Consider the following 21,785-nt stretch of genomic DNA (forward strand, 5'->3'; position numbering starts at 1 on the left):
TTCCAAATCTGGACATGAGCGGCCACAAGGCCATCAGCTCGAAGCAACTGCTCGAACTGGCTGCCAAAGTTGCGGCTGATAAGCGCGACACTGCAGCGCTCGATCGCCTGGCGAAGGTTTGCGAAGCAACGAAGAACTCGGCAAATCTCGACCAGGTAACGGCCGCTAAGAAATTGGCTTCGGCCAGCTGCAAGGTTGATCCCGCCATGTCGGTCTCGGCGACCGAGACCAGCCCCGATCAACTGGCCCTCTATCAAGAAGCCATCAACGGCGTGAAGGCTGCTGGCATTGTCGGCGCGGAGAAATCCAATGAGATTCCTGCCGTGCAGCAACTGATCGACATGCTCGACCTGAGCGGCGCGGTGGTCACCGCCGACGCCATGCACTGCCAGCGCGAGACTGCGGAGAAGATCATCGCGAAGGAGGCAGACTTTGTGCTGATGGTCAAAGGCAATCAAGAAACGCTGCAAGCGGCCGTGCAAAGCGCGATGGTGCAGGCCTTCGAAGAGGAAGATTCCAAGCTGCGGCGTTGCCAAGTGAGCGAGAAAAATCGCGACCGTCAGGAGACGCGCGAGGTCGCGGCGATCCCGGTTCCCAAGGATCGGAGGTGTTCCGCCGCTGGCCCGGCGTGAAAACGATCGGCGGCATTTATCGCTGCCGGGAGATAGCGGGTAACCACCCAGCACAGCCAAGCTTGGAGTCCCACGAGATCAATCTTCTCAAAACCCTTCGACCTGTCGAAGTTGCAGAACTAACCGACCGCAAATTAAGAGCGGTAGACCTCCACTAGGCGAAAACTAAAGCCGGGCGACAGAGCATGATCCCGATTGCAAAAACCGGCGGACAAGTGCCCAACTGCAAATCAAAACCAAGTCACTTTTCGCTCGGATCTTACCCGAGTTCCTAACCTAGGTCGCTAGTCCGCTGCGCTGTTGCGGACTAGCGCGGTGATCAACTGTCTGTTTGCGCCTCGCTTTAGAAGCGAATTGAGATTCCGGGGCGGTGGTAATGATTGCCTTGTCCGTACCCGCCGTACCCATAACCGCCATATTGGTAGCCGCCGTAACCTCCGCCGTGACCGTAACCTCCGCCGTGACCGTAACCTCCGCCGTGTTGCCCATAGCCGCCGTGTTGCCCATAGCCGCCGTGCTGCCCATAGCCGCCGTGCTGCCCGTAGCCGCTTTGCCCATTGTGTTGTCCCCAACCTGCGGCATTCGCCGTGGTTGCGCTAGCGATGAACAACGCCGCTACAGTCAAAAGTCCGATCGAAAGCCGTCGCATTTGCAGATCCTTGTGTTGGTTCTCCGCTGACTGCCACCAGGCCGTCATTGATCAACCATCAATTGCACGCGTTGTGCCAAACCGACCAAGAATCCGTAAGTTCAGTCTAAGTAACACTTTAAAAACTGGAGCGTTTTCGCCTCCTGCGTCGCCGGTCAGCTTCTGTAGTCATTGTGACGGCAATTCAGATCGAGGTGATGGCGGTGCCAATTCTCGCCGCAGCCAAAAGTTCCGCATACCGATTCAACATGGATTGAGTTCCCCGCTAGCGGCCCACCCACCACCTGGATGTCTTCGTTTGCAAACCAGTTGGAAGTGTGACGCGTAGATATGGTTACTCTCTTGACCACGCCCCACAATTCTGCGAAATCCGACGCAAATTTACGCGTACACATCGCGTGCAACGCAGAATTTGCTGTAACACCCATGGCACAGCTAAATCAGTTCCACTTACCTGCGCACGGCTCGTGCGGCCTGAGCACGGAAAAGGATACCCATGACACGACGTTTCCCTTGGCTAACGAAGTTGCCCCATTTGGCAATCGCATTCACAACAATGATTGGCGCAGCAGTGTCTGGTCAGCCACCCATAGAAACCAAGAGCAATCTTTTTGAGCTTTCGGCACAATTCCGCCACGCAGCAAAATCAGCCCAGCCTTCACTGGTCCTTGTCGATGCCAAATGTGATCGGGCGGAATGTACTCCTAAGATGATTCCGGCCGAGCATTTCTCAGATCGCACTGCGCACCCCGGACACTTTCAGCCTGAATGCAGAGGCGGCGGGTATGGAACAGGCATAATCATTGACAAAAGGGGATACATTCTCACCTGCAATCACGTCATCGGACATGCCGAGTCGGTGTTTGTAACTTTGGCGAATGGGAGGCGTCTAGAAGCCCGGGAAGTCCGAAGCGACCCTCTGTCGGATCTGGCGGTCCTTTTCGTACCGGACGCAGCCGGCATGCTACCGGCAAAGTTTGGCAACTCAGCTCAGCTGGAGAAAGGCGATTGGGTTCTGTCTGTGGCACATCCCTACGGACTATTAGATTCAATTAGCGCCGGCATTGTGAGCGCCGTAGATCGGGAAATCCCTGAAGTGCCTCGGGCGCAGCTAATTCAGTCAGATGCAGGTTCTAACCCAGGCAGCTCGGGCGGAGCTTTGTTAAACACTCGCGGAGAGGTTGTCGGTGTCTGCGAGGGCAGCTACGGAGAAACGGCTGGCTTCGCCGGCATCAGTTTTGCCGTTCCGGCTAACGCGGCCCTAGATGTCGCGGGCCAGTTGATTCAATTGGGGATGGTACGCCGCGGCTACTTCGGTTGCCACTTTGAGCCGGTAACGCAGGACATCGCCACGGCGCTTGGAATGCGTGAAGCCACCGGCGTGATTATCACTTCCGTGGCGCCGCGGTCGCCAGCAAGCGACACTATCGCACTTGGCGATGTGATACTGGCATTCGACGGCAAACAACTCGGCACATCGACGATTCTATCTGAATTGATTGAAAAAGGGGATGTTACCAGATCGCATGAAGTTGTGATCAATCGTCAAGGCAAAACGTTGCTTGTAAAGGTGATGCTGGAGCAGCTTGCATCTCCCGGGCCCCGATCTCTTGAAATCGTGAATTATGCAACAGCGGCCAATTCTTTTGTCGACGAAGAACTAGGCATAGAGCTAGAGCCCATATCGCCACAACAGCTCGATAGTCTGGGCTATCACACGAAAGCAAATGGGCTCTTTATCAGCCGAGTGTTGTCCGCCAAGCCGGCATCCAGGTCCGGGGTCTGTGCGGGCATGCTGATTCTTGCAGTTGATCGCAAGCCAATTGTCACGCTCGATGATTACAAGTCCGCCATTCACAAACTGCAAAAAACTGACCGTCTATTGATTTTGATTGGTTCGCCAATAGGTAATCGCCACATAGTCGTAGATCGCTAGGAGTTACGAATGACCCATGGCGGCACTAGTGCACTTCCGAGTATCGGAGCCAAAAGGAAAATCCAAGGGTGTCCCGCGCACCTGGCCGGCGATAACAGCGGGATCAAGCGCTCTCGCCGGATTCATTAGACTTATCGTGAGCTTCATTTACCGCTGTGGAGCGGAGATTACTGATCCAGCGTCGACGGGCGAAACATCGTCTCGGCCCGCACTTTAAGCTCTTACTAAACGCAATAGTACCGCTAGCTGATTCGATAGAAGCTTGCAGTTTTAATCAGAGTTGTGCCAAATTGTTGAACTGAATCGGGCCGTGTGTCGCTAGCTTACGCCATACAAATGGCGGTTTTCGCCAATACGGTCTTGCAGACTGAAGGAAATCCAAGTACTCGACGATACTGACGATAGGAGTCCGCCTCAATTTGGATCGGAGTTAAGACGCGTGAATCGGCTGAGTGGAATATGGCTGCAAGGCTTCGTCTGGATGGCAACGATCATGTTGCCGATTCAGCCGCTGGCTGCTGGCTATTGTTCCTGCTGTCACTTCACTGCTGCTTCTGCGGCTGCTGGCGATAACTCTGATGCCAACCACATTAGCTGTGGGGCGAGACGGTGTGGGTGCTCAGCAAAGCAAGCCCAAACGGAACAGGGCTTGCATCCAAAAGTTCCACTCGCACCTTGCGAATGCCCACCAAGTTGCCCCTGCCATTTGCAACATGTACCAAAGGTCGCGTTGAAGACGCAGGAAGCTAGAGTTCAGCGGTGCGATCCAGTCGTTTTGTACGTTGACCCTGAACATTGGCCAGCGGTCACAAACGAGATACGACAAGCCCTGGTCAGCCTTGAGCACGATGTAATCTTGAGCGAAACCGCGCTCGAACTCTGTGCGGCTCTCTGCCGCTTTACGATTTAGTCGCAGACACCTGCGCCACTTCGTTTCCATTTACGTTTGTCCGACGTCGGAATCGTTTACACTATCTAGCGGCTGCAGTCCCATTGCGGACTGGCCCTTCTTTTTAGTTAACTACGATGCATCGCCCCGGAAAGGGTATAGACCATGTCGCGTTATTTCCCAGCGTCTGTTGCCTTGTTGTTCACAGCCATTGCCTTAGCTGGCTGCGCAAAGAACCCGACGCCGACCGCAGTTGCAGCTGACCCGCGGTATCTTCTTCCGGCCGAGCCGAGTGTCTCGGTAGGAGTCGTCGACTTCCGGGGTAAGGCAAAGACAGGAGAAGCCGTCTCTGTAATTGGCCGCGTCGGCGGCGGAGTCAAGCCTTGGATCGAAGGCCGGGCTGCGTTTCTGCTCGTCGATACAGGCGCTCCATTGCCATGCGCTGATGATAAGTGTGGCCCCGATTGCCCACACTGTGCTGCCGAGATTGCCGCCAGCACGACCGTCGTCAAATTCGTGGACGAGCAAGGGAAGACAATTGCTGTCGATTCGCGTCAACTGTTGGGCATCAAGGAGGAGGAGACCGTGGTCGTCCAAGGCATCGCAAACCGCGACGCTGACGGCAACGTGGCGCTCATGGCCAGCGGAATTTTTATTAAGCGGTAACCTCCCCAGAACCGACAACAGCTAATGAGATTGTACGTTTTCAGTAATTGAGTTAGAACTGTGGAGAAGGATACCTGAGGTCGACATGTTGCGTGTGCTACTTCTCATCGCGATGATTTGCCAAGTTGTGGGCTGCCCATACGCATGTATGGCGAGCGTGTCTACAATTTCGGCCAGTGTGCGATCGGAAGTTGGTTGCCGTTGTTGCCATCGCAAGCAAAGTACCCGCGAAAACTTGCCCAGCAACGGCGAGCAAGAGAGATCTTGCACCGATTGCTTCTGCAATAGCCCGGTCAACACAATTGGTGTTGTCGAAGTCGAACAGGATGTTCACTCTCTGGCAATTTGGACGATGGTCGAATCGCGCCCGCAATCGCGGGCAATTGGCGAGTCGATCAGCGAAACTTGGCGATGGCTACCGGGCGATGGCTCGGGAATGAGCCTACGTTTGGCCGTCCGTTCTCTCTTGCTGTAAGCATCTCTTTGCGCTGCTGGTCAGTTCGCGGTCGCTTCATCGGCGGCTTGCGGCGTCTCCCTTGACCAATACACGAATGGGTTCCTTCTGCCTCAAGTTTGGCAGTCGGCTCGTTCCCTCCATTCAGTCTACTTTTTCGATTGGACGCTGCGCATGTTTCGGCTTCGCTTGCTGCCGTGGGAGTATGGGGTTCGCAACCTGTTGCGTCGCCCAGCTCGTAGCGCCTTGACCTTGGGTGCGCTGTCGACCGTTGTGCTTTTGGTCTTCGTAGTCGTCGCGTTCATTCGCGGTCTCGAAAGCTCGTTAGCCGTCAGTGGTCAGCCAAACGTAGTGCTTGTGTACTCTATTAACGCCGCCGAAGACATCGAAAACTCCGCCATTCCGGCTCGTTCCGCTTCGTTGCTATCAGCGAGCCTGGAGGGAGTTGAGAAGCAATTCGGCGTCACGAGGATTTCTCCGGAACTATATGTCGGGACACGTATATCGCTACGCGAGAACGATCCGCCCATGTTCGGAATTGTCCGCGGCGTTTCGCACGCAGCGCCGCTGGTCCGTCGGCAGGTACAAGTTACTGAAGGTCATTGGCCTGGTCCGGGTGAAGTCATTGTTGGCAAACTCGTGGCAGCCAAACTGAGCTGCCAAGCGTCCGATTTAGAAATTGGCAAGACAATTCGCTTTGATGGACGCGAATGGAAGATCGCGGGACATTTCGCAGCCAATGGTGCCGCTTTTGAATCGGAGATCTGGGTTCCGCTCACCGATTTTCAAAACGCCCTCAAACGGCAGGATTTGAGCTTGGTGGCCATTGGTATGGCCGATGGCTCTTCTCCCAGCGATGTCGAGCTGTTCTGCAAGGAACGCTACGACTTGGAATTACAAGCGATCGGCGAAGTCAAATACTATGCCTCGCTGCAGAAGCACTACCAGCCAGTGCGCATGTTGGGCTGGCTCGTTGTGCTGCTCGTTGCTGGTGCGGGTGTCTTCGCGGGACTCAACACCATGTATGGCTCGGTCATGGGCCGCGTGCGCGAGTTGGCGACCCTGCAAGCGGTGGGTTATCGGCGGCGGGCCATTGTGGCCAGCTTGATCCAAGAAGCCGTGTTGCTTTCGACATCGGCTTCCTTGGTGGCCGCAGTCGTCGCCATCTTCGTAATCAACGGCACCGCCGTTCGATTCACGATGGGGGCGTTTGCATTGCGGGTGGATAGTGTGGCGATTTTAGTTGGGTGTGGCACGGGGTTGTTGCTCGGTGTATTCGGCGCAATCCCGCCGGCCTGGAAGGCCATGCAACATTCGGTCGTGGATGGACTCAAAGCGGTTTAGAGACATTTCATTTTGGGAGTTCAATCATGCGAATGGTACTGGCAATGGGTGTCTTAGGTTTCTGTGCACTGTCAATCGGCTGCGGACCGGCGGCAACGCCGCCAGCAGCGGGACCATCGGCAGAAGGCAAGGCCTTCCTTCTTTCGGCCGAGCCGATGGGAGCGAAGGGTGTGAAGCAATTGAAAGTTGATGCAAAGGACGGCGACGAGATCGTTGCTGAAGGTCGTATCGGCGGTGATGCAAAACCTTGGATCGAGGGACAGGCCGCGTTTCTCGTCGTCGACAAATCACTCTCGCCCTGTGCTGGTGACGAGGGATGCCCGACTCCCTGGGATTATTGCTGTAGCACCAATGAACTACCCGAGTGCAAAGCGATCGTGAAGTTTGTCGACGCGAGCGATAAGCCTTTGGCAACCGATGCCCGTAAACTTCTGGGCGTGAAGGAATTGCAAACCGTGGTCGTTCGCGGCAAGGCCAAGCGTGACGAAGCTGGGAACTTGACGGTACTCGCAACTGGCATCTTTGTTCGCAACTGAGCTGTCCATAACTGGGCAAGGGATTCTTCGATGGCCAATCAAGTGGATCTAAGTCAGCTCGCCGTGGATCGGTCAGGATCTGCGGTCGTCACGGCGGGCAAACGTCGCAACTTTGCCACGCGCTATGGCTTGCCGCTGGGAATTTTGGTGGCCTTTGCGGCGGTCATTGGCTGGTCACTGCAAGACAGCCTGTTGCCAGCTAAGTCGGTAACTATCACGCCGGTGGTGCTGACACGTGCCGAAGTGCAACAATCGGGTACTCCTGTGTTCCAAGCGGCGGGTTGGATCGAGCCGCGTCCCACGGCAACCGTTGTGTCTGCGCAGGTGGAAGGGATCGTCGAAACCTTGCTCGTAGTCGAAGGGCAGGAAGTCGAACTAGGTCAACCTCTAGCCAAACTTGTCGATGCCGATTCGCGAATCTCGCTGGCTGAAGCCAAAGCAGCTCTGCGGTTGCGCGATGCGGAGCTTGAACTGGCCAAAGCGACGTGTGAAGCGGCGCACACGAGCCTAGCCAATCCCGTTCAATTGCAAGCAGCAGTCGCCGAGGCCGAAGCGTCGCTCGCCAAAGTAGCGACAGATTCGCAGAGTATTCCGCTGCTGCTGAAGGGCGCTAACTCACGCCTGCAATTAGCCCAGCAAGATTTGGAAGGGAAACTCAAGGTTGGCGATGCGATTCCACAGCGCTCGGTGCAGCGTGCTCAGAGTGAACTCGATTCCGCCACTGCAGCGGTTCATGAACTTGAGCAACGCAGTAAGAGCTTGGAGTCAGAAGCGAAGTCGTGGCAGGACCGAGTGACTGCGCTTCGTTCACAACTCACATTGAAATCAGACGAGAATCGTCGTGTGAAGGAAGCCGAAGCCGGCTGCAACATTGCCGCTGCCCGCGTGGATCAAGCCAAACTAGCAGTCGAGACGGCGGAGTTACGTTTGGCGCGGATGACGATCACCTCGCCCATTGCTGGGCGCGTGCTCGCGCTGCACGTTCAACCTGGACGTCGCTTGATGGGACTCTCTCCCGCGTCGGAACGAGACTCTAGCGCGGTGGTCAGCTTATACGACCCGAAAAATCTTCAGGTACGGGCCGATGTGCGGCTGGAAGATGTTCCCAATGCTCAGATGGGTCAGCCGGTACAGATTTCGACCGCAGCGTTAGCAGCACCGCTAACAGGTGAAGTCGTCGCGGTTACCTCGCAAGCGGACATTCAGAAGAACACCCTTCAATTGAAAGTGTTGATTCACAACCCGCCTGCAGTGATCAAGCCGGAAATGCTAGTTCAAGTGACTTTCCTAGCCCCGGAGCTACCCGGCAACAAGGACATTGCCGCCCAAGATCCATTGCGGCAACTCATTCCCAAGGAATTGGTGACTACAACGCCGGAAGGAACCACGGTGTGGGTTGCCAACTTACAAACCTCGCGAGCTCGTCAGCAAGCGATCCAATTGGGCAAGGCGAGCACCGATCGACTGGTAGAGGTTGTTCAAGGACTGACTGCCACCGACAAGCTCATTGTGTCGGGTCGCGATGAACTTTCGCCGGGAAAGAGAATTCGCGTAACCGGCGAAGACCACAACCTCAATGGTGCAACGAATTCACTCAACGCGAACGCCTCGGCACCCCAAATGGCTGCTGAATCAAAGAACCAAAAGTAAAGGAAGATCGCTCATGTCGCTCGTTGAAATTTCCAGATTGACGAAGCAATTCCGCAAAGGGGATGAAGTCATCACTCCGCTAAGCGAAGTTCATCTTAACGTCGAGCAGGGCGAGTTCGTCAGCTTGATGGGGGCGAGCGGCTCAGGCAAATCGACGTTGCTGAATGCGATTGCGGGGATTGATCGTCCCACGTCGGGAGAGATCGTGATCAAGGGAACGGACATCACCAAGCTGTCGCGCTCGGCGCTGGCGGATTGGCGGGCGGCCAATATCGGATACATCTTTCAGATGCACAATCTGATTGCTGTGCTCTCGGCTTATGAAAACGTGGAGTTGCCCCTTCTGTTATTGCCCATGTCATCCGCCGAGCGCCACAAGCGGGTGATGCTGGCGCTCGAAGCCGTCCACCTGGTCGATCGCAAGGATCATTATCCGCGGCAACTTTCCGGCGGACAAGAACAGCGTGTCGGCATTGCACGGGCGATTGTCGCCAACCCGACGATTATCGTTGGCGACGAACCGACCGGCGATCTCGATGCCGAAACTACGGATCAGATTCTCGATTTGATTCAGCGACTGAACACCGAATTGGGGATGACGATGATCGTCGTCACCCACGACCCACGGGTTGGTGCTTTGGCCCAGCGACAGATCAAACTTGAAAAAGGAAAGCTGATTGAGAAAGGGCATGAAGTAGCCCTTGTCGGCAGTGGTTCCTTTGAACAACGGAGAGCTTAACGGATGTTCAAATTCACCCCTTATGTGTTCAAGAGTCTGTGGCGACACCGCGGACGGACCATGTTGACAGTCACTGGTTCCGCCGTGGCCCTGTTCGTCTTTTGCTTTGTCGGTGCGGTGCAACAAGGATTGGCGCGCCTGACGAGCAGCAAGGAAGCGGAACGCACGCTGGTGGTCTTCCAAGAAAATCGATTCTGTCCGGCCAGCAGTAAGCTCCCAGAAGACTATGCTCGCACTGTATCGAAGATGCCGGGCGTGAAAGACGTCGTCCCGATTAAGGTCTTCACCAACAACTGCCGCGCCAGTCTCGATGTCGTCGTATTTAACGGTCTACCGCCCGAAAAGCTGCGGACTGCGCGCAAACTGGAGTTGGAGTCGGGTAACTGGACCGACTTCGATTCTCGCACCGATGCCGCCGTGGTTGGCCAAGCGATCGCGGCGCGGCGCAGTTTGAAACCGGGAATGAAGTTCACCATTGGCGATGTGACGGTGTCCATCGTGGGCACGTTCAGATCAACGGTCGCTGCCGAAGATAACTTCATTTACACCCACCTCGACTTCCTGCAGCGAGCGCGCGGCAAATCGTCCGTGGGTACGGTAACTCAACTCGAAGTGCAACTTGCGGAAGGCACCAAGGCGGATGAAATCAGTCGCGCGATTGACGCCGAGTTCCGCAGCGGTCCGGTCGCAACGACAACTCGCTCGAAGGGTGTCTTTCAGCGCGACACGCTGGCCGACCTAGCTGAACTCATCGGATTCGCACATTACTTGGGCTACGCCTGCGTGGGTTTGGTGTTGGCACTGGTTGCGACAACGACAGTCATGGCCGTGCAAGATCGAATCAAAGAACATGCCGTACTGCAGACCCTCGGTTTGCGACCAGCTCGCATTTTCCGCCTAGTGCTCGCGGAAAGCGTTTTGCAGAGCATTGCGGGAGGTGTTCTCGGCATTGGCTGCGGCACTTTGCTACTGTTTCTCGGCGGCTTCGCCATTGGCGCTGAGGGGGTAACGATTGCCTTTCAGCCCTCACTGGAAGTTGCCACGCTGGGAGTGGTTGTCTCGGTGATTGTGGGTTTGCTCGCCGGAATAATTCCTGGTTGGCAAGCCGCTGGAACTGAAATTGTCAAAGCACTACGTCATGCGTGATTCAGATCGCACTTCAGAAGCATGGAGGCTTCCGATGAATACTCGATATGTCCTAATCATCATGAGCGGGCTGATGCTCGCCCCCGGTGAAATTGGTGTTAGCGTCTGGGCGCAGTACCCTGTGCCGAAACCACAGCCGGCGCCGCCGTTGCAATTGCCATCCCCGCCGGGTCTAGATGCCTATAACATCCGGCCTCAACCGGCTCCGGGTCAGTACGTTCAGCCAGCGTCTGCTCGTCAACCGATTAGCCCGCCACCTGCGGCGCTCCCGTCGCCCATGCCAATCGGTGAACCGGTGCCGGTGCCACCTGGCATCCCTCAGCCGTCGCAGGAATTGACGGTGGAGATGTTGGAGTCCATCGCGCGGATGGAGAACCCGTCCATTGCGAGAGCCGCATCTCTAGTCGAAGCAGCCAAAGGAAACTGGGTTCAAGTCGGTCTCGCTCCGAATCCAACGACCGGCTACGAAGGTCAGCAACTCGGGAGCGGCGGCAGGGCCGAGCAACAAGGGGTATATGTCGAGCAAGAATTGGTTCGTGGCGGCAAGCTGCGGATCAATCGCGAAATTGCTGCGCAGGAAATTGGCCGCGCGAATCAGGAGTTGACAGCTCAATTGCAGCGAGTCACCACGGACGTGCGAATTTTGTTCTTTCAGGCTCTGATCGCGCAACAGCAGGAGCGACTTACGAATCAATTGGCTGCGAATGCTTCCCAAAATCTGACTGCTTCCGAGAATTTGCTCAAGCAGAAGGAAGTCGGCAAACTCGACGTCTTGCAAGCGCGACTGGAAGTACGCAACGTGCAAATTCTAGTCGTGAATGCTCGGAACCGGCGAGCTGCTGCCTGGCAAGGCCTGACTACTGTTGTGGGACGACCACATTGGCAGATGCAGAACCTGGTTGGAGATCTGGATTCCGTGCCGCAGCACACGTGGCATCAGTCATTAGAACGACTATTGGGAAGCAGTCCCGAAATCGCGATCGCCATGACCAACATCGAGCGCGCCCGCTGGCAAGCTGAGCGTGCTCGCATTGAGAAGACTCCAAATATCACCGTCCGCGGGATGGTGAACGTCATTGATAACGGCATCAACGGCGATCCCGACGGTACCGTTGCCATCGGTCTGCCTTTGCCGATTTGGAATCGCAATCAAGGAGCACTCGTTCAGGCGCAGCATCAGGCGGCCGCCGCCGAACGTGCGCTTGAGCAACTGGAACTGAGTTTACAGAATCGGCTGGCACCTGTCTTTGAACGTTACTCGAACGCGCTCAATCAAGTGAAGGAGTATCGCGAGAACATCCTGCCAGCAGCGCAAGAATCTCTCGACCTCAGTCGGCAACTCTATCAAGCTGGCGAAGCGGGCTTTCTCAATTTGCTCACTGCCCAGCGAACGTATTCGCAAACAAACCTGGCCTACCTCGATGCTCTGCGAGATCTGCGTACCGCTGGGGCAGAAATTGAAGGCCTTTTACTTTCCAACAGCCTACAAGCCGGAGGCCCGTGAGCTGTGTTCGTTTACTAAAACACTGTGTCGATTGGTTCTTGTCCATGTAGTTGTCCCGTTAGTTAAGGAAGGCTCGCGGGACTCGTTAATCCCTTTCAGGAGAAGTTGAACATGTCTAATTTCGCCAACCGTCGTCTCTGCCTTATCGGTGCTGCTGCCATGCTGGTGTTCGCCAGCGGATTGGTTTCTGCGCAGCAACCAGCTCCGCCGCAGGAGCAAATCTATACGGCAATTCTCAAAGTGCCGAGCATGTGCTGCGGCAAAGAATCTGGCCCAGCAATCGCCGAGATTTCAAAGATTCCAGGCGTGGTTAAGGTGGTTCCAGATTACAAAACACGAACCCTGACCATTATGCCGACCTCGAACGCAATTTCGCACCGAGCGATTTGGGAAGCTGCCGAACGGGCGAAGGTTCCACCAACTGAATTAGCAACCTTGGTGGGAGTTTATAAATCGAAACCGCAGCGATAGACGATCGTGAGTGCGGCCAAACCTTTTGCGTGAGGCCTATCCGCCACACGCACTCCTCCAAATCATTTACAGAAATGGTCAAAGAGGAAACGTGCTATTGGATTACTGACTGACGGGCGAGCATGAACCACTTCACCGGTCGGAGCGTATCACACGATTGAAATACTCCGCGAGACTCGGACGTCTCGTGGATCACTTCCCGAGCCAGTCGCTGGGGAGGATGCCATTTATGGAGATTCGATGATGATGACTTTTCAATCGCGCCGACTGTCGGTAGCCAGCATCGCAGCTTTACTAGTTGCGTGCTGTGGACTCGCGAATGCACAGCAGGCGGTTCACGAACACACGCACGACCACACCTCGGTGCTGTCTGTGCGTGCCATGCAAGACGCTCGTTATGTCATTCAGGAAATCTCGAAAATCCCCGGTGTCGGCCGTGTGGTTCCGGACTACAAGGCACAAACGCTAACGATTATTCCCAAGAATAATGCCTTTCCTTCACCTCGCATGATTTGGGACGCCGCGCAACGTGCCCAGATTCAACCAGCACGTCTGGCGACCGCGCACGGCAATTTCAACGCCCGCCCGTTGCGCTAATCGTGCTTCGATCAATCGTCGCGTGGCAGGCTGATCGCTGATCCACCGCTTAGCAAAAGGTTTCTCCATGAAAATCAACCACCTCCACGAGTCCTTACTTTTGTTTTCTGTATCCGCAGTCGTGGCAATGGTTCTGTGTTATGCAGACCCGTTGCAAAAGAAGTCTCGCCAGGCAATCCTCCTAGTTGAGAATATGTGCTGCGACCTCAGAGCTGGGGATGTGGCAAAAGAGCTAAGCAAGGTCACCGGAGTAACTTCAACGAGGCAATCCATCGCAGACCGCGAGATCCAGATTACAGTTCATGGAGATGCTCCGGTACTGCACGCTTCACTCTGGAGTGCCGCTGAGAAAGCCCGCGTACGGCCAGTGAAACTGATCGTGGACGGTCGAGTCATAGCGCAGCAGAATGACTAGTGAAAGCAATCGTGCAGCGCCGATGGCGAATATGGCCGCTAGCGGCGGCCAAGGAACAACATCAAATCACGGAAGGAATTTCGATGCGTAACTCAGTGAAGTTTTTGTTCGTCTGTGGTCTCCTCTTGGGAGCTTTGGGGCTGAGCGGCTGCGCTACTGAATCGGGCTCCTTAACCTGGAATCCGTTCAGCGGCAGTCGCACCGGCAGCAGCAGTTCCGGCAGCAGCAGCGGCTGCGGACCTGGTTGCAACCATTAAGACTCAGCTAATCGACATTAGCTCCGGTAAAGGCAATCACTGGCGTGGCGCGAACATGATCAACGCCATGCCAGACAGGCAAAGTGACACCCCAACATAGTCCGCAGTCGACGGTCGAATACCGTCGACAAGCCATAACCACAGCAACGCAACCGAAATATAAACACCGCCATAAGCGGCGTAGACGCGCCCGGTCGCAGTAGGATGCAGGGTAAGAAGGTATGCAAAAACTGCCAAGCTGATCGCAGCGGGTACCAGGAGCCAGGGCGACTTGCCCTGTCGCAGGCATAAGTAAGGCAGGTAGCAACCAACGATTTCCGCAATTGCCGTAATCGTGAAGAGCGCCGCCGTTGTAGCCAGTTGCATAGTGCGTTGTACCTCTTTTCTTTGCCGCGATCTCAAGCCCAGCGATCATTGCTCGAAACGATTCTAACATGACTCGCTACTTCAAGATTCGCGGGATGGACTGTGCCGAAGAGGTAGCCATCCTCAAAGGCGAAATTGGTCCGTTGGTTAGCGGCGAGCAGAACCTGACGTTCGACGTTCTCAATGCTCGAATGGTAGTAACGGTTCCAGAGGACCAGGTCGCCACAGCGGAGATTATCAAAGCTGTTGCCGGAACCGGCATGACCGCCGACGTTTGGCGGGAGGCGAAGGGAGACGAGCCGGCAGTGAGTTTTTGGTCGCGCAATGGGCAAACAATTCTCACTGTCGCTTCGGGGATACTTGGCCTACTTGGTTTCGCGTTTCAAGTCCAAGCATCCGGAAGCATTGCTGCCGCTTTTGGCTTTGCTGAGCAGGCGGGGCCAGTTGCGACACCGATTCTCGCGAAGTTGTGTTTCAGCCTAAGCATCCTCGCAGGTGTCTGGCATTTTCTGCCGAAGGCGTGGTATTCCCTCGCGCGCTTCCGGCCAGACATGAATTTGCTAATGACCGTCGCGATCGCTGGTGCGGTCACGATTGGCGAATGGTCGGAAGCGGCGACAGTTGCTTTGTTGTTCTCCGTGTCGCTGTTGCTCGAATCGTGGAGCGTGGGACGTGCGCGCCGAGCGATTGCCGCACTGATGAGTTTAGCTCCGCCAACGGTCAGGGTAGCTGGAAAAGACGGAGCCGAGCGGGAGGTTCCACCTGACCAAGTCAACGTCGGGGATCTTTTCCTAGTTAGGCCCGGCGAGCGGATTGCATTGGATGGCGTCATCGCTCAGGGAAGCAGCGACGTGGATCAGGCTTCGATCACGGGCGAAAGCGTGCCGGTCAGTAAATCGCCAGGTGCTGAAGTTTATGCCGGCACCATCAACGGCGACGGCGCTTTGCAGGTTACCTCGACGAAGGTTACCAGCGATACGACGCTGGCCCGCATCATTCGCATGGTCGGCGATTCGCAATCGAAGCGTGCTCAATCGGAACAGTGGGTAGAGACGTTTGCTCGTTACTACACTCCCAGCGTCATGGTGGCAGCGCTCGCAGTACTTGTCATGCCGCCGCTCCTGTTGGGCGGTCAATGGCACGTCTGGTTTTACAACTCGCTCGTGCTGCTTGTCATCGCCTGCCCTTGCGCGCTTGTGATCTCCACGCCGGTGAGCATCGTCGCTGCCATTGCAACCGCGGCGCGTCAGGGGGTGCTGATCAAAGGGGGAGTGTTCGTTGAGGTTCCCGCTCATCTCAAAGCCATTGCCCTGGATAAAACAGGCACCCTGACAGAGGGCAAGCCTGCTGTGGTTGAGGTTGTGCCGTTAAATGGGCATTCGGAAGAAGAGCTGTTGCAGCGAGCTGCAGCGATGGAGTCACACAGCGATCACCCACTGGCGGTCGCGATTATGCGTTATGCTGCCGAAAAAAAGGTCGTGGCGGCAGCAGCAGAAGAATTTCAGATTCTGCAAGGCAAAGGAGCCACTGCCAAATTCGAGGGTCGGTTATTTTGGTTGGGAAGCCATCGCTACCTGGAAGAACGCAAGCAAGAAACGCCTGAGATTCATGAGCGGCTCGAAGCAATGTCTAGTGCTGGCCGCTCGGTGGTTGTGATTGGCAACGAGAATCACGTCTGCGGCATGATCGCCCTGGCCGATCAGGTGCGCCCTGCTACGGCGCAGGTCATCACTGCTTTACGCAACCATGGCATCGAGCATGTCATCATGCTGACCGGCGACAATCAAGCGACGGCTTCCAAGATTGCAAAAGCGACCGGCATCGACGAGTTCCGTGCCGAACTGCTCCCCGCTGACAAGGTAAACGCGATTGAGGAACTGTTGAAGAAGTACGGCCAGGTCGCGATGGTTGGCGATGGGGTCAACGACGCACCCGCGCTTGGCCGCGCAACACTCGGAATCGCAATGGGCGCGGTAGGCAGTGACGCAGCCATTGAAACAGCCGACGTAGCTCTGATGAGCGACGATTTGTCGAAGGTCGCTTGGCTGATTGGGCATTCGCGAAGAGCACTAGCCATCATCCGCCAAAACATTTTCGCGTCCCTGGCAATCAAAGTTCTATTCGTCGTCCTCACCTTAGCTGGATTTGCTTCACTTTGGGCCGCCATTGCGGCCGATGCGGGCGTTTCCATTCTCGTCGTGTTAAACGGCTTGCGACTCTTGAACGGTTCTCCCGCGAAAGGTGGATGAAATACGAAGCTCGCAATTTGGTCGGTATTGACTAAACCCCAGTCCTGGCCAACAATCGAGAGCAAATCGTCACCCTGCACTACCTTATGCACTCCATCACCACTTTGCTTTCGATCGCCGCGTTCAGCCTGCATATCCTGCTAGGCTGTAGTTGGCATATTGCGCATGGTGCCAGCGAAGTGCATGGCTCGGGTGAGCATTCCCATGCGCACCACTTGCCGTGTTCCGGTCACTCAGAGCAGCAGTCAGACTCCCTGCCGACATTACCTGACAGTTGCAGCGTGCAGCATTGCGTCTATTTGCCGGCCGGGCAAACGGAAATATCTCCTGCCAACGATGTAGCAGTGGTGCCCGTAAACGACCAAATCGTATGCGGCCAAGCGATTGCAATCGTTCATGAGCAGTTTGAAATTGGTCTTTTTAAGCCGCATGTGCGCAGGCATTCGGCACTTTGCCATTTCTTGAACTGATTCTTGCTATCCAAGCGGCCACTCGATTTCGAGTCTACTCGGCTGCATCTACTTTGGATTTGCAATCAGCCCCTACATCGCGCTTTCCATTCGTCGGCGCGTTTTTCCAGTCAACGCTCTTTCGCAAAGGCGCGGCCCATGGCGCAAACAAATTCTCCATCGCAATCGACGCCCGCTGCTTGGGCGCGCTGGACTCCGTTCGCGATCATTGGATTGATCGCGGTGGCGGCGTTCGTGACTTATCCACAGTGGGAACCATCAGCCAGACCTTGGCTGGCAAAGATTTTGCCGGTCACCGCAGGTGAGACGGAGAAGGGCGAGGAAAAGCATGAGGAGGCTGGTCACGCTGCTCACGGAAGTAGCGATTCGATTGAACTCAGCCTGCAAGGCCGCAAGAATATCGGACTGACGGATGAGTTCATAAAGCCGGTGAAGTTGCAGCCGTTCACCAAATCGATCCGTGTGCCTGGCATCGTCGTGGAGCGCCCAGGACGTTCTGTTATTGAAGTCACGGCCCCCTTCACGGGAGTCGTAACTCGAATTTATCCCACTGAGGGCGAGGCACTTGAACCGGGCCGCAAATTATTCGACCTTCGGTTGACGCATGAAGATCTAGTGCAATCACAAGCCGATCTGTTACAGACGACGGCTGAGCAAGAGGTTACGGACAAGGAAATCACGCGACTGGAAAAACTGGCGGCCGATGGCACAGTTCCCGGCAAGCGGCTACTCGATCTGAAATATGAAAAAGACAAAAGTGACGCTGTCCTCCGCGCCCGACGCCAAGCCCTGATCTTGCATGGCCTTTCTGAAGCTCAAGTCAATGCCATCGTACAGAAGCGCGAATTGTTTAAGGAGATGACTGTTACCGTCGACAATGTCGCCGCCGACGGCAAGCGAAGTCCATCCGGAGGCCTTTTTCAAGTGCAGAGCATCAAAGTATCCCAGGGACAGCAGGTGGATGCCGGCGACACGCTCGCGGTGCTCGCCGATCACGCGGAACTTTACATCGAAGGGGAAGCATTCGAACGCGACGTGGCGGACCTCAACCGAGTGGCGGAGCGCCAGGCTCCGATCGCCGCAGTATTGGAGACGGATGGTGACAAAGGTGAAATCATCGAAAACCTGCACTTGCTGTACTTGTCGACAAAGGTTGATCCCGCCAAAAGAACCCTCGACTTCTACGTCACGCTCCCAAATCAACCGCAGAGGGATTCCAAGTATGAGGACGGGCGCCGATTCATTGCTTGGAAGTATCGTCCCGGCCAACGAGTGCAGCTCGAAATCCCCTTAGAAGTTCTTCCGAATCGTATCGTGTTGCCTATCGACGCCCTCGCTCAGGATGGCACGGAAACATACGTTTTCACGCCAAACGGAAAAGGCTTTGAACGTCGTAGCGTGCACGTGGAGTATCGCGACCCCCGGCACGTGGTAATTGCCAATGACGGATCTGTCTTTCCAGGCGACATGGTTGCACTGACAGGTGCCCAACAGTTGCAAGTTGCAATCAAGAACAAATCTGGCGGCGCTCCCGACCCGCACGCCGGACATAGCCACTAACGCAGGAAGCGAAAGCAGAACTATGCTCAACTCAATTATCAAAATGGCGCTGCGTTACCGCTTGATTACGATCGCGCTGGCGCTCGTAATCACGGTGTACGGCAGCTATGAAATGTATCAACTGCCCATTGATGTGTTTCCCGATTTGAATCGCCCGCGAGTAACGGTCATGACGGAAGCCTTGGGGCTTGCTCCGGAAGAAGTGGAAACACTAATTACGTTTCCTCTGGAGTCTTCGCTGAATGGAGCAACAGGTGTGCAGGCCGTGCGCAGCTCGTCGGGCGTGGGCCTCTCTGTGATCTACGTGGAATTTGCTTGGGGCACCGACATCTACGTCGATCGTCAAATCGTTGCCGAAAAACTGGCATTAGCCGCCGACCGGTTGCCCAAAGGGGTGAAACCGCAAATGGCTCCCATTTCGTCAATCATGGGGCAAGTGATCCAGATTGGCGTTACCAGCGAAGGAAACAAGACCGATCCGATTGAGGTTCGCACGCTCGCCGACTGGGTCATTCGACAACGGCTGCTAACCATTCCGGGCGTCGCTCAGGTGATCACGATGGGGGGCGGCCGCAAACAATACCAAGTGCTAGCCAATCCCAGTGAAATGTTAAAATACGATGTGACGCTTGAAGACATCGAGAAGGCTGTGGCCGGCAGCAACAGTAACGCTACAGGTGGCTATCTGGAAGAGGGCGGCCAGGAGTTGCTCGTACGCTCGATGGGCAGACTGCGCAACATCAAAGACATCGATAAGGTGGTCGTGAAAGCGGGCACCGACCGTTCGATCTTACTGAATCAGGTCGCCACTGTTCGAGAAGCCGCCCAGGTAAAGCGCGGCGACGCCGCGGTCGATAGTTCGCCAGCGGTGATGATCATCGTCTCCAAGCAACCCGGCGCTGACACGCGTCTGCTGACTACGAACGTCATCAACGCTTTGGCAGACCTGCGCCTTTCGCTGCCGCCTGACTTGAAAATCAATGCCGAAGTCTATCAACAAAAAGAGTTCATCGACCTGAGCATCCACAATGTCATCGAAGCGCTTGTTGTCGGCGGTGTGTTGGTGGTGATCATCTTATTTGTATTCCTGCTCAACTTTCGCACTACGTTCATCACCCTGACCGCAATCCCACTTTCGATGGTCGTGACTGGCCTGATCTTCAAGTGGTTTGGCCTCTCGATTAACACGATGACTCTCGGTGGTCTGGCGGTAGCCATCGGCGAACTGGTTGATGATGCGATTGTCGATGTGGAAAACATTTTTCGCCGCTTGCGCGAAAATAAACATAGTCCGAACCCGAAGTCGGCGCTGCGAGTCGTGTACGAAGCCAGCAGCGAAGTCCGCAATTCAATTGTCTTCAGCACCATTCTGGTTGTGCTGGTCTTCATTCCGCTGTTCGCGCTCGGCGGCATGGAAGGGCGACTTTTCACTCCGCTGGGCGTCGCCTATATCGTCTCCATCATTGCGTCACTCTTCGTATCGCTCACTGTCACTCCCGTACTGTCCTATTGGTTGCTGCCGAACGCAAAATTCATGGACCACGAGCAAGATGGCCTGCTATTGCGCGTGCTCAAGTGGGTCGCTGGTTTTGCTATTCGAATAAGCGTTAAGCATCCCTGGCCGATTCTGGGAACAGTTGCCGTGGCCGTTGCCATCAGCATATTCACCGTGACGCAACTCGGCCGGGATTTTCTCCCACCGTTCAACGAAGGGAGCGTACAAGTCAATGTGCTGCTCCCGCCGGGCACTTCGTTGGCCACTTCAGATCGCATAGCGAAGATGGTTGACGATCGAATCGGCAAAATCGAAGGAGTGCTGGCCTATGGCCGCCGCACCGGCCGCGCGGAGTTGGATGAACACGCAGAAGGGGTGAACGTATCGGAGATCATCATCAGCTTCGATCCGAAAGCACACCGGGGCCGCGAGGAAGTTCTGGCCGAGTTGCGCGAAGAACTGACCCAAGTGCCGGGGGTTGTTATTGCCGTTGAGCAACCGCTAGCTCACTTGATCTCACACATGCTCTCGGGGGTTAAGGCACAGGTAGGTATCAAGCTCTATGGCGAGGATTTGGAGGTTCTGCGTCGTACTGCGGAGGAGATGAAAGCGGCAATGACAGATGTCCCTGGTGTGAAGGATCTAATGGTCGAGCAGCAAATCGAAATTCCGCAATTGCAAATCGAACTCAATCGCGATCAACTCGCCCGTTACGGTCTGACGCCGGACTATGTCAATGAGTTCATCGAAACGGCGATGAACGGACGAACCGTCTCCGAGATCGTGCTCGGCGAACGGAAATTCGATCTCGTCGTGCGGTTAGACGACGAGCACCGTCAGAACTTGAATGAGATCGGTCGCCTATCGCTCAACTTGCCGGCGGGTGGGCGCATTCAACTTAGCCAGGTGGCCACGATTCGCCGCGGCAGCGGTCCCAATACGATCAATCGCGAGAACGTGCGACGACGAATCATCATTCAGTGCAACACGGCCGATCGCGATCTGAATAGCGTGGTAACGGATATTCAAAAGAAGCTGGCTCCCATTCAGACCCGGCTGGCGAAGGACCACCCCGGTTATCTCATTGAATACGGCGGTCAGTTCGAGAGCCAACGCAATGCGACGCGGATGATTGGCTTGCTGAGCCTCATTTCACTCGCGGCGATGTTCCTGGCACTCTATACGCTCTTCGGTTCCACAAACCTTGCACTGCAGGTTCTATCCGCCTTGCCGATGGCTGCAATCGGCGCAGTCGCGGCACTGGTGATTACCGGTCAATCTCTGACCGTCGCCAGCATGGTTGGTTTCATTTCACTATCGGGTATCGCTTCGCGTAACGGCATCTTGTTGATCGCGCACTATTTACATCTAGTCGAGCACGAAGGGGAACAGTTCACCCCGGAAATGATCGAGCGGGCGGGCAAGGAACGCCTTGCGCCGATGCTTATGACGGCACTGACCGCGGGAATTGCGCTCGTGCCACTGGTGCTCGCCGCGGGTGAGCCCGGCAAAGAGATTTTGTATCCCGTGGCGACGGTCATTATGGGTGGATTGATCAGTTCGACATTGCTCGACTTTTTTGTCCATCCCGCGCTCTTCTGGTGCTTTGGTCGCAAAGAAGCAGAGCAACATTTGCACGATTCTGACGAAGATGAACTCGATTCTGACGACCACACCGTACCGGTTACTTCTCCCGCTTCATCTGTCGCTGCTGGAACAGCCGTTCACACTTGATTTTCAGTTTTTGTTACCCGTTTTCA

The 21,785-nt window shown here is 55.5% G+C and carries 18 protein-coding genes; 16 read left to right on the forward strand and 2 right to left on the reverse strand.

Translation table 11 applies throughout. The features are described 5' to 3' along the window. Nucleotides 1-14 precede the first annotated feature (14 nt). Nucleotides 15-632: an ISAs1 family transposase gene (locus ETAA8_RS35870; RefSeq protein WP_145087477.1), complete on the forward strand. Its 618-nt coding sequence runs from the start codon at nt 15-17 to the stop codon at nt 630-632. Nucleotides 633-975: 343 nt separating this feature from the next. On the opposite strand, the gene ETAA8_RS08535 is transcribed toward ETAA8_RS35870, so the two are convergent. Next, on the reverse strand, nt 976-1,281 hold the full coding sequence (locus tag ETAA8_RS08535; protein ID WP_202921686.1) for a hypothetical protein: 306 nt from the start codon (nt 1,279-1,281) through the stop codon (nt 976-978). 496 nt (nt 1,282-1,777) lie between these two features. On the opposite strand from ETAA8_RS08535, the gene ETAA8_RS08540 reads away from it, so the two are divergent. From ETAA8_RS08540 to ETAA8_RS34475, 11 genes are all read left to right on the forward strand, one after another. After that, entirely contained in the window at nt 1,778-3,217 is a 1,440-nt protein-coding gene (locus ETAA8_RS08540; protein ID WP_145087479.1) for a trypsin-like peptidase domain-containing protein, read from the forward strand. A 1,054-nt stretch (nt 3,218-4,271) separates the two neighbouring features. Beyond that, nucleotides 4,272-4,772 carry a YajG family lipoprotein gene (locus ETAA8_RS08545; protein ID WP_145087480.1) on the forward strand — a complete coding sequence of 167 codons (501 nt, stop codon included), beginning with the start codon at nt 4,272-4,274 and terminating at the stop codon, nt 4,770-4,772. Nucleotides 4,773-5,400: 628 nt separating this feature from the next. Continuing rightward, nucleotides 5,401-6,570 (forward strand): ABC transporter permease, encoded by a 1,170-nt coding sequence (locus tag ETAA8_RS08550; protein WP_145087482.1) that lies wholly within the window; start codon nt 5,401-5,403, stop codon nt 6,568-6,570. A 26-nt stretch (nt 6,571-6,596) separates the two neighbouring features. After that, entirely contained in the window at nt 6,597-7,106 is a 510-nt protein-coding gene (locus ETAA8_RS08555) for a hypothetical protein (protein ID WP_238397705.1), read from the forward strand. Between the two features lie 30 nt (nt 7,107-7,136). After that, entirely contained in the window at nt 7,137-8,756 is a 1,620-nt protein-coding gene (locus ETAA8_RS08560; RefSeq protein ID WP_145087484.1) for an efflux RND transporter periplasmic adaptor subunit, read from the forward strand. 13 nt (nt 8,757-8,769) lie between these two features. Further along, nucleotides 8,770-9,495, forward strand: a complete 726-nt coding sequence (locus tag ETAA8_RS08565) for an ABC transporter ATP-binding protein (RefSeq protein WP_145087486.1) — start codon at nt 8,770-8,772, stop codon at nt 9,493-9,495. Nucleotides 9,496-9,498: 3 nt separating this feature from the next. Further along, complete coding sequence (locus ETAA8_RS08570; protein WP_145087488.1) at nt 9,499-10,641, forward strand: ABC transporter permease; 1,143 nt, start codon at nt 9,499-9,501, stop codon at nt 10,639-10,641. Nucleotides 10,642-10,675: 34 nt separating this feature from the next. Further along, a complete protein-coding gene (locus tag ETAA8_RS08575; protein ID WP_202921687.1) occupies nt 10,676-12,145 on the forward strand; it encodes a TolC family protein in 1,470 nt (489 codons plus the stop codon). A 111-nt stretch (nt 12,146-12,256) separates the two neighbouring features. After that, on the forward strand, nt 12,257-12,616 hold the full coding sequence (locus tag ETAA8_RS08580) for a heavy-metal-associated domain-containing protein (protein WP_145087492.1): 360 nt from the start codon (nt 12,257-12,259) through the stop codon (nt 12,614-12,616). A gap of 240 nt (nt 12,617-12,856) precedes the next feature. Then, a complete protein-coding gene (locus ETAA8_RS08585) occupies nt 12,857-13,213 on the forward strand; it encodes a hypothetical protein (RefSeq protein WP_145087494.1) in 357 nt (118 codons plus the stop codon). 498 nt (nt 13,214-13,711) lie between these two features. Continuing rightward, a complete protein-coding gene (locus ETAA8_RS34475; RefSeq protein ID WP_202921688.1) occupies nt 13,712-13,885 on the forward strand; it encodes a hypothetical protein in 174 nt (57 codons plus the stop codon). Between the two features lie 36 nt (nt 13,886-13,921). Here ETAA8_RS34475 and ETAA8_RS08590 read toward each other — a convergent pair whose 3' ends face one another. Beyond that, on the reverse strand, nt 13,922-14,251 hold the full coding sequence (locus ETAA8_RS08590) for a YnfA family protein (protein WP_145087496.1): 330 nt from the start codon (nt 14,249-14,251) through the stop codon (nt 13,922-13,924). A gap of 68 nt (nt 14,252-14,319) precedes the next feature. Between ETAA8_RS08590 and ETAA8_RS08595 the strand changes: the two genes are divergently transcribed. The 4 genes from ETAA8_RS08595 (at nt 14,320) to ETAA8_RS08610 (ending at nt 21,759) form a co-directional block, all read left to right on the forward strand. Then, nucleotides 14,320-16,500, forward strand: coding sequence for a heavy metal translocating P-type ATPase (locus tag ETAA8_RS08595; protein ID WP_202921689.1), 2,181 nt, complete (start codon nt 14,320-14,322; stop codon nt 16,498-16,500). Between the two features lie 86 nt (nt 16,501-16,586). Next, a complete protein-coding gene (locus ETAA8_RS08600; RefSeq protein ID WP_145087498.1) occupies nt 16,587-16,970 on the forward strand; it encodes a hypothetical protein in 384 nt (127 codons plus the stop codon). A gap of 138 nt (nt 16,971-17,108) precedes the next feature. Next, complete coding sequence (locus ETAA8_RS08605; protein ID WP_145087500.1) at nt 17,109-18,530, forward strand: efflux RND transporter periplasmic adaptor subunit; 1,422 nt, start codon at nt 17,109-17,111, stop codon at nt 18,528-18,530. Between the two features lie 22 nt (nt 18,531-18,552). Continuing rightward, nucleotides 18,553-21,759, forward strand: coding sequence for an efflux RND transporter permease subunit (locus ETAA8_RS08610; RefSeq protein ID WP_145087502.1), 3,207 nt, complete (start codon nt 18,553-18,555; stop codon nt 21,757-21,759). Nucleotides 21,760-21,785: the final 26 nt, after the last annotated feature.

The sequence above is a fragment of the Anatilimnocola aggregata genome, assembly GCF_007747655.1.
Classification (GTDB): Bacteria; Planctomycetota; Planctomycetia; order Pirellulales; family Pirellulaceae; genus Anatilimnocola; species Anatilimnocola aggregata.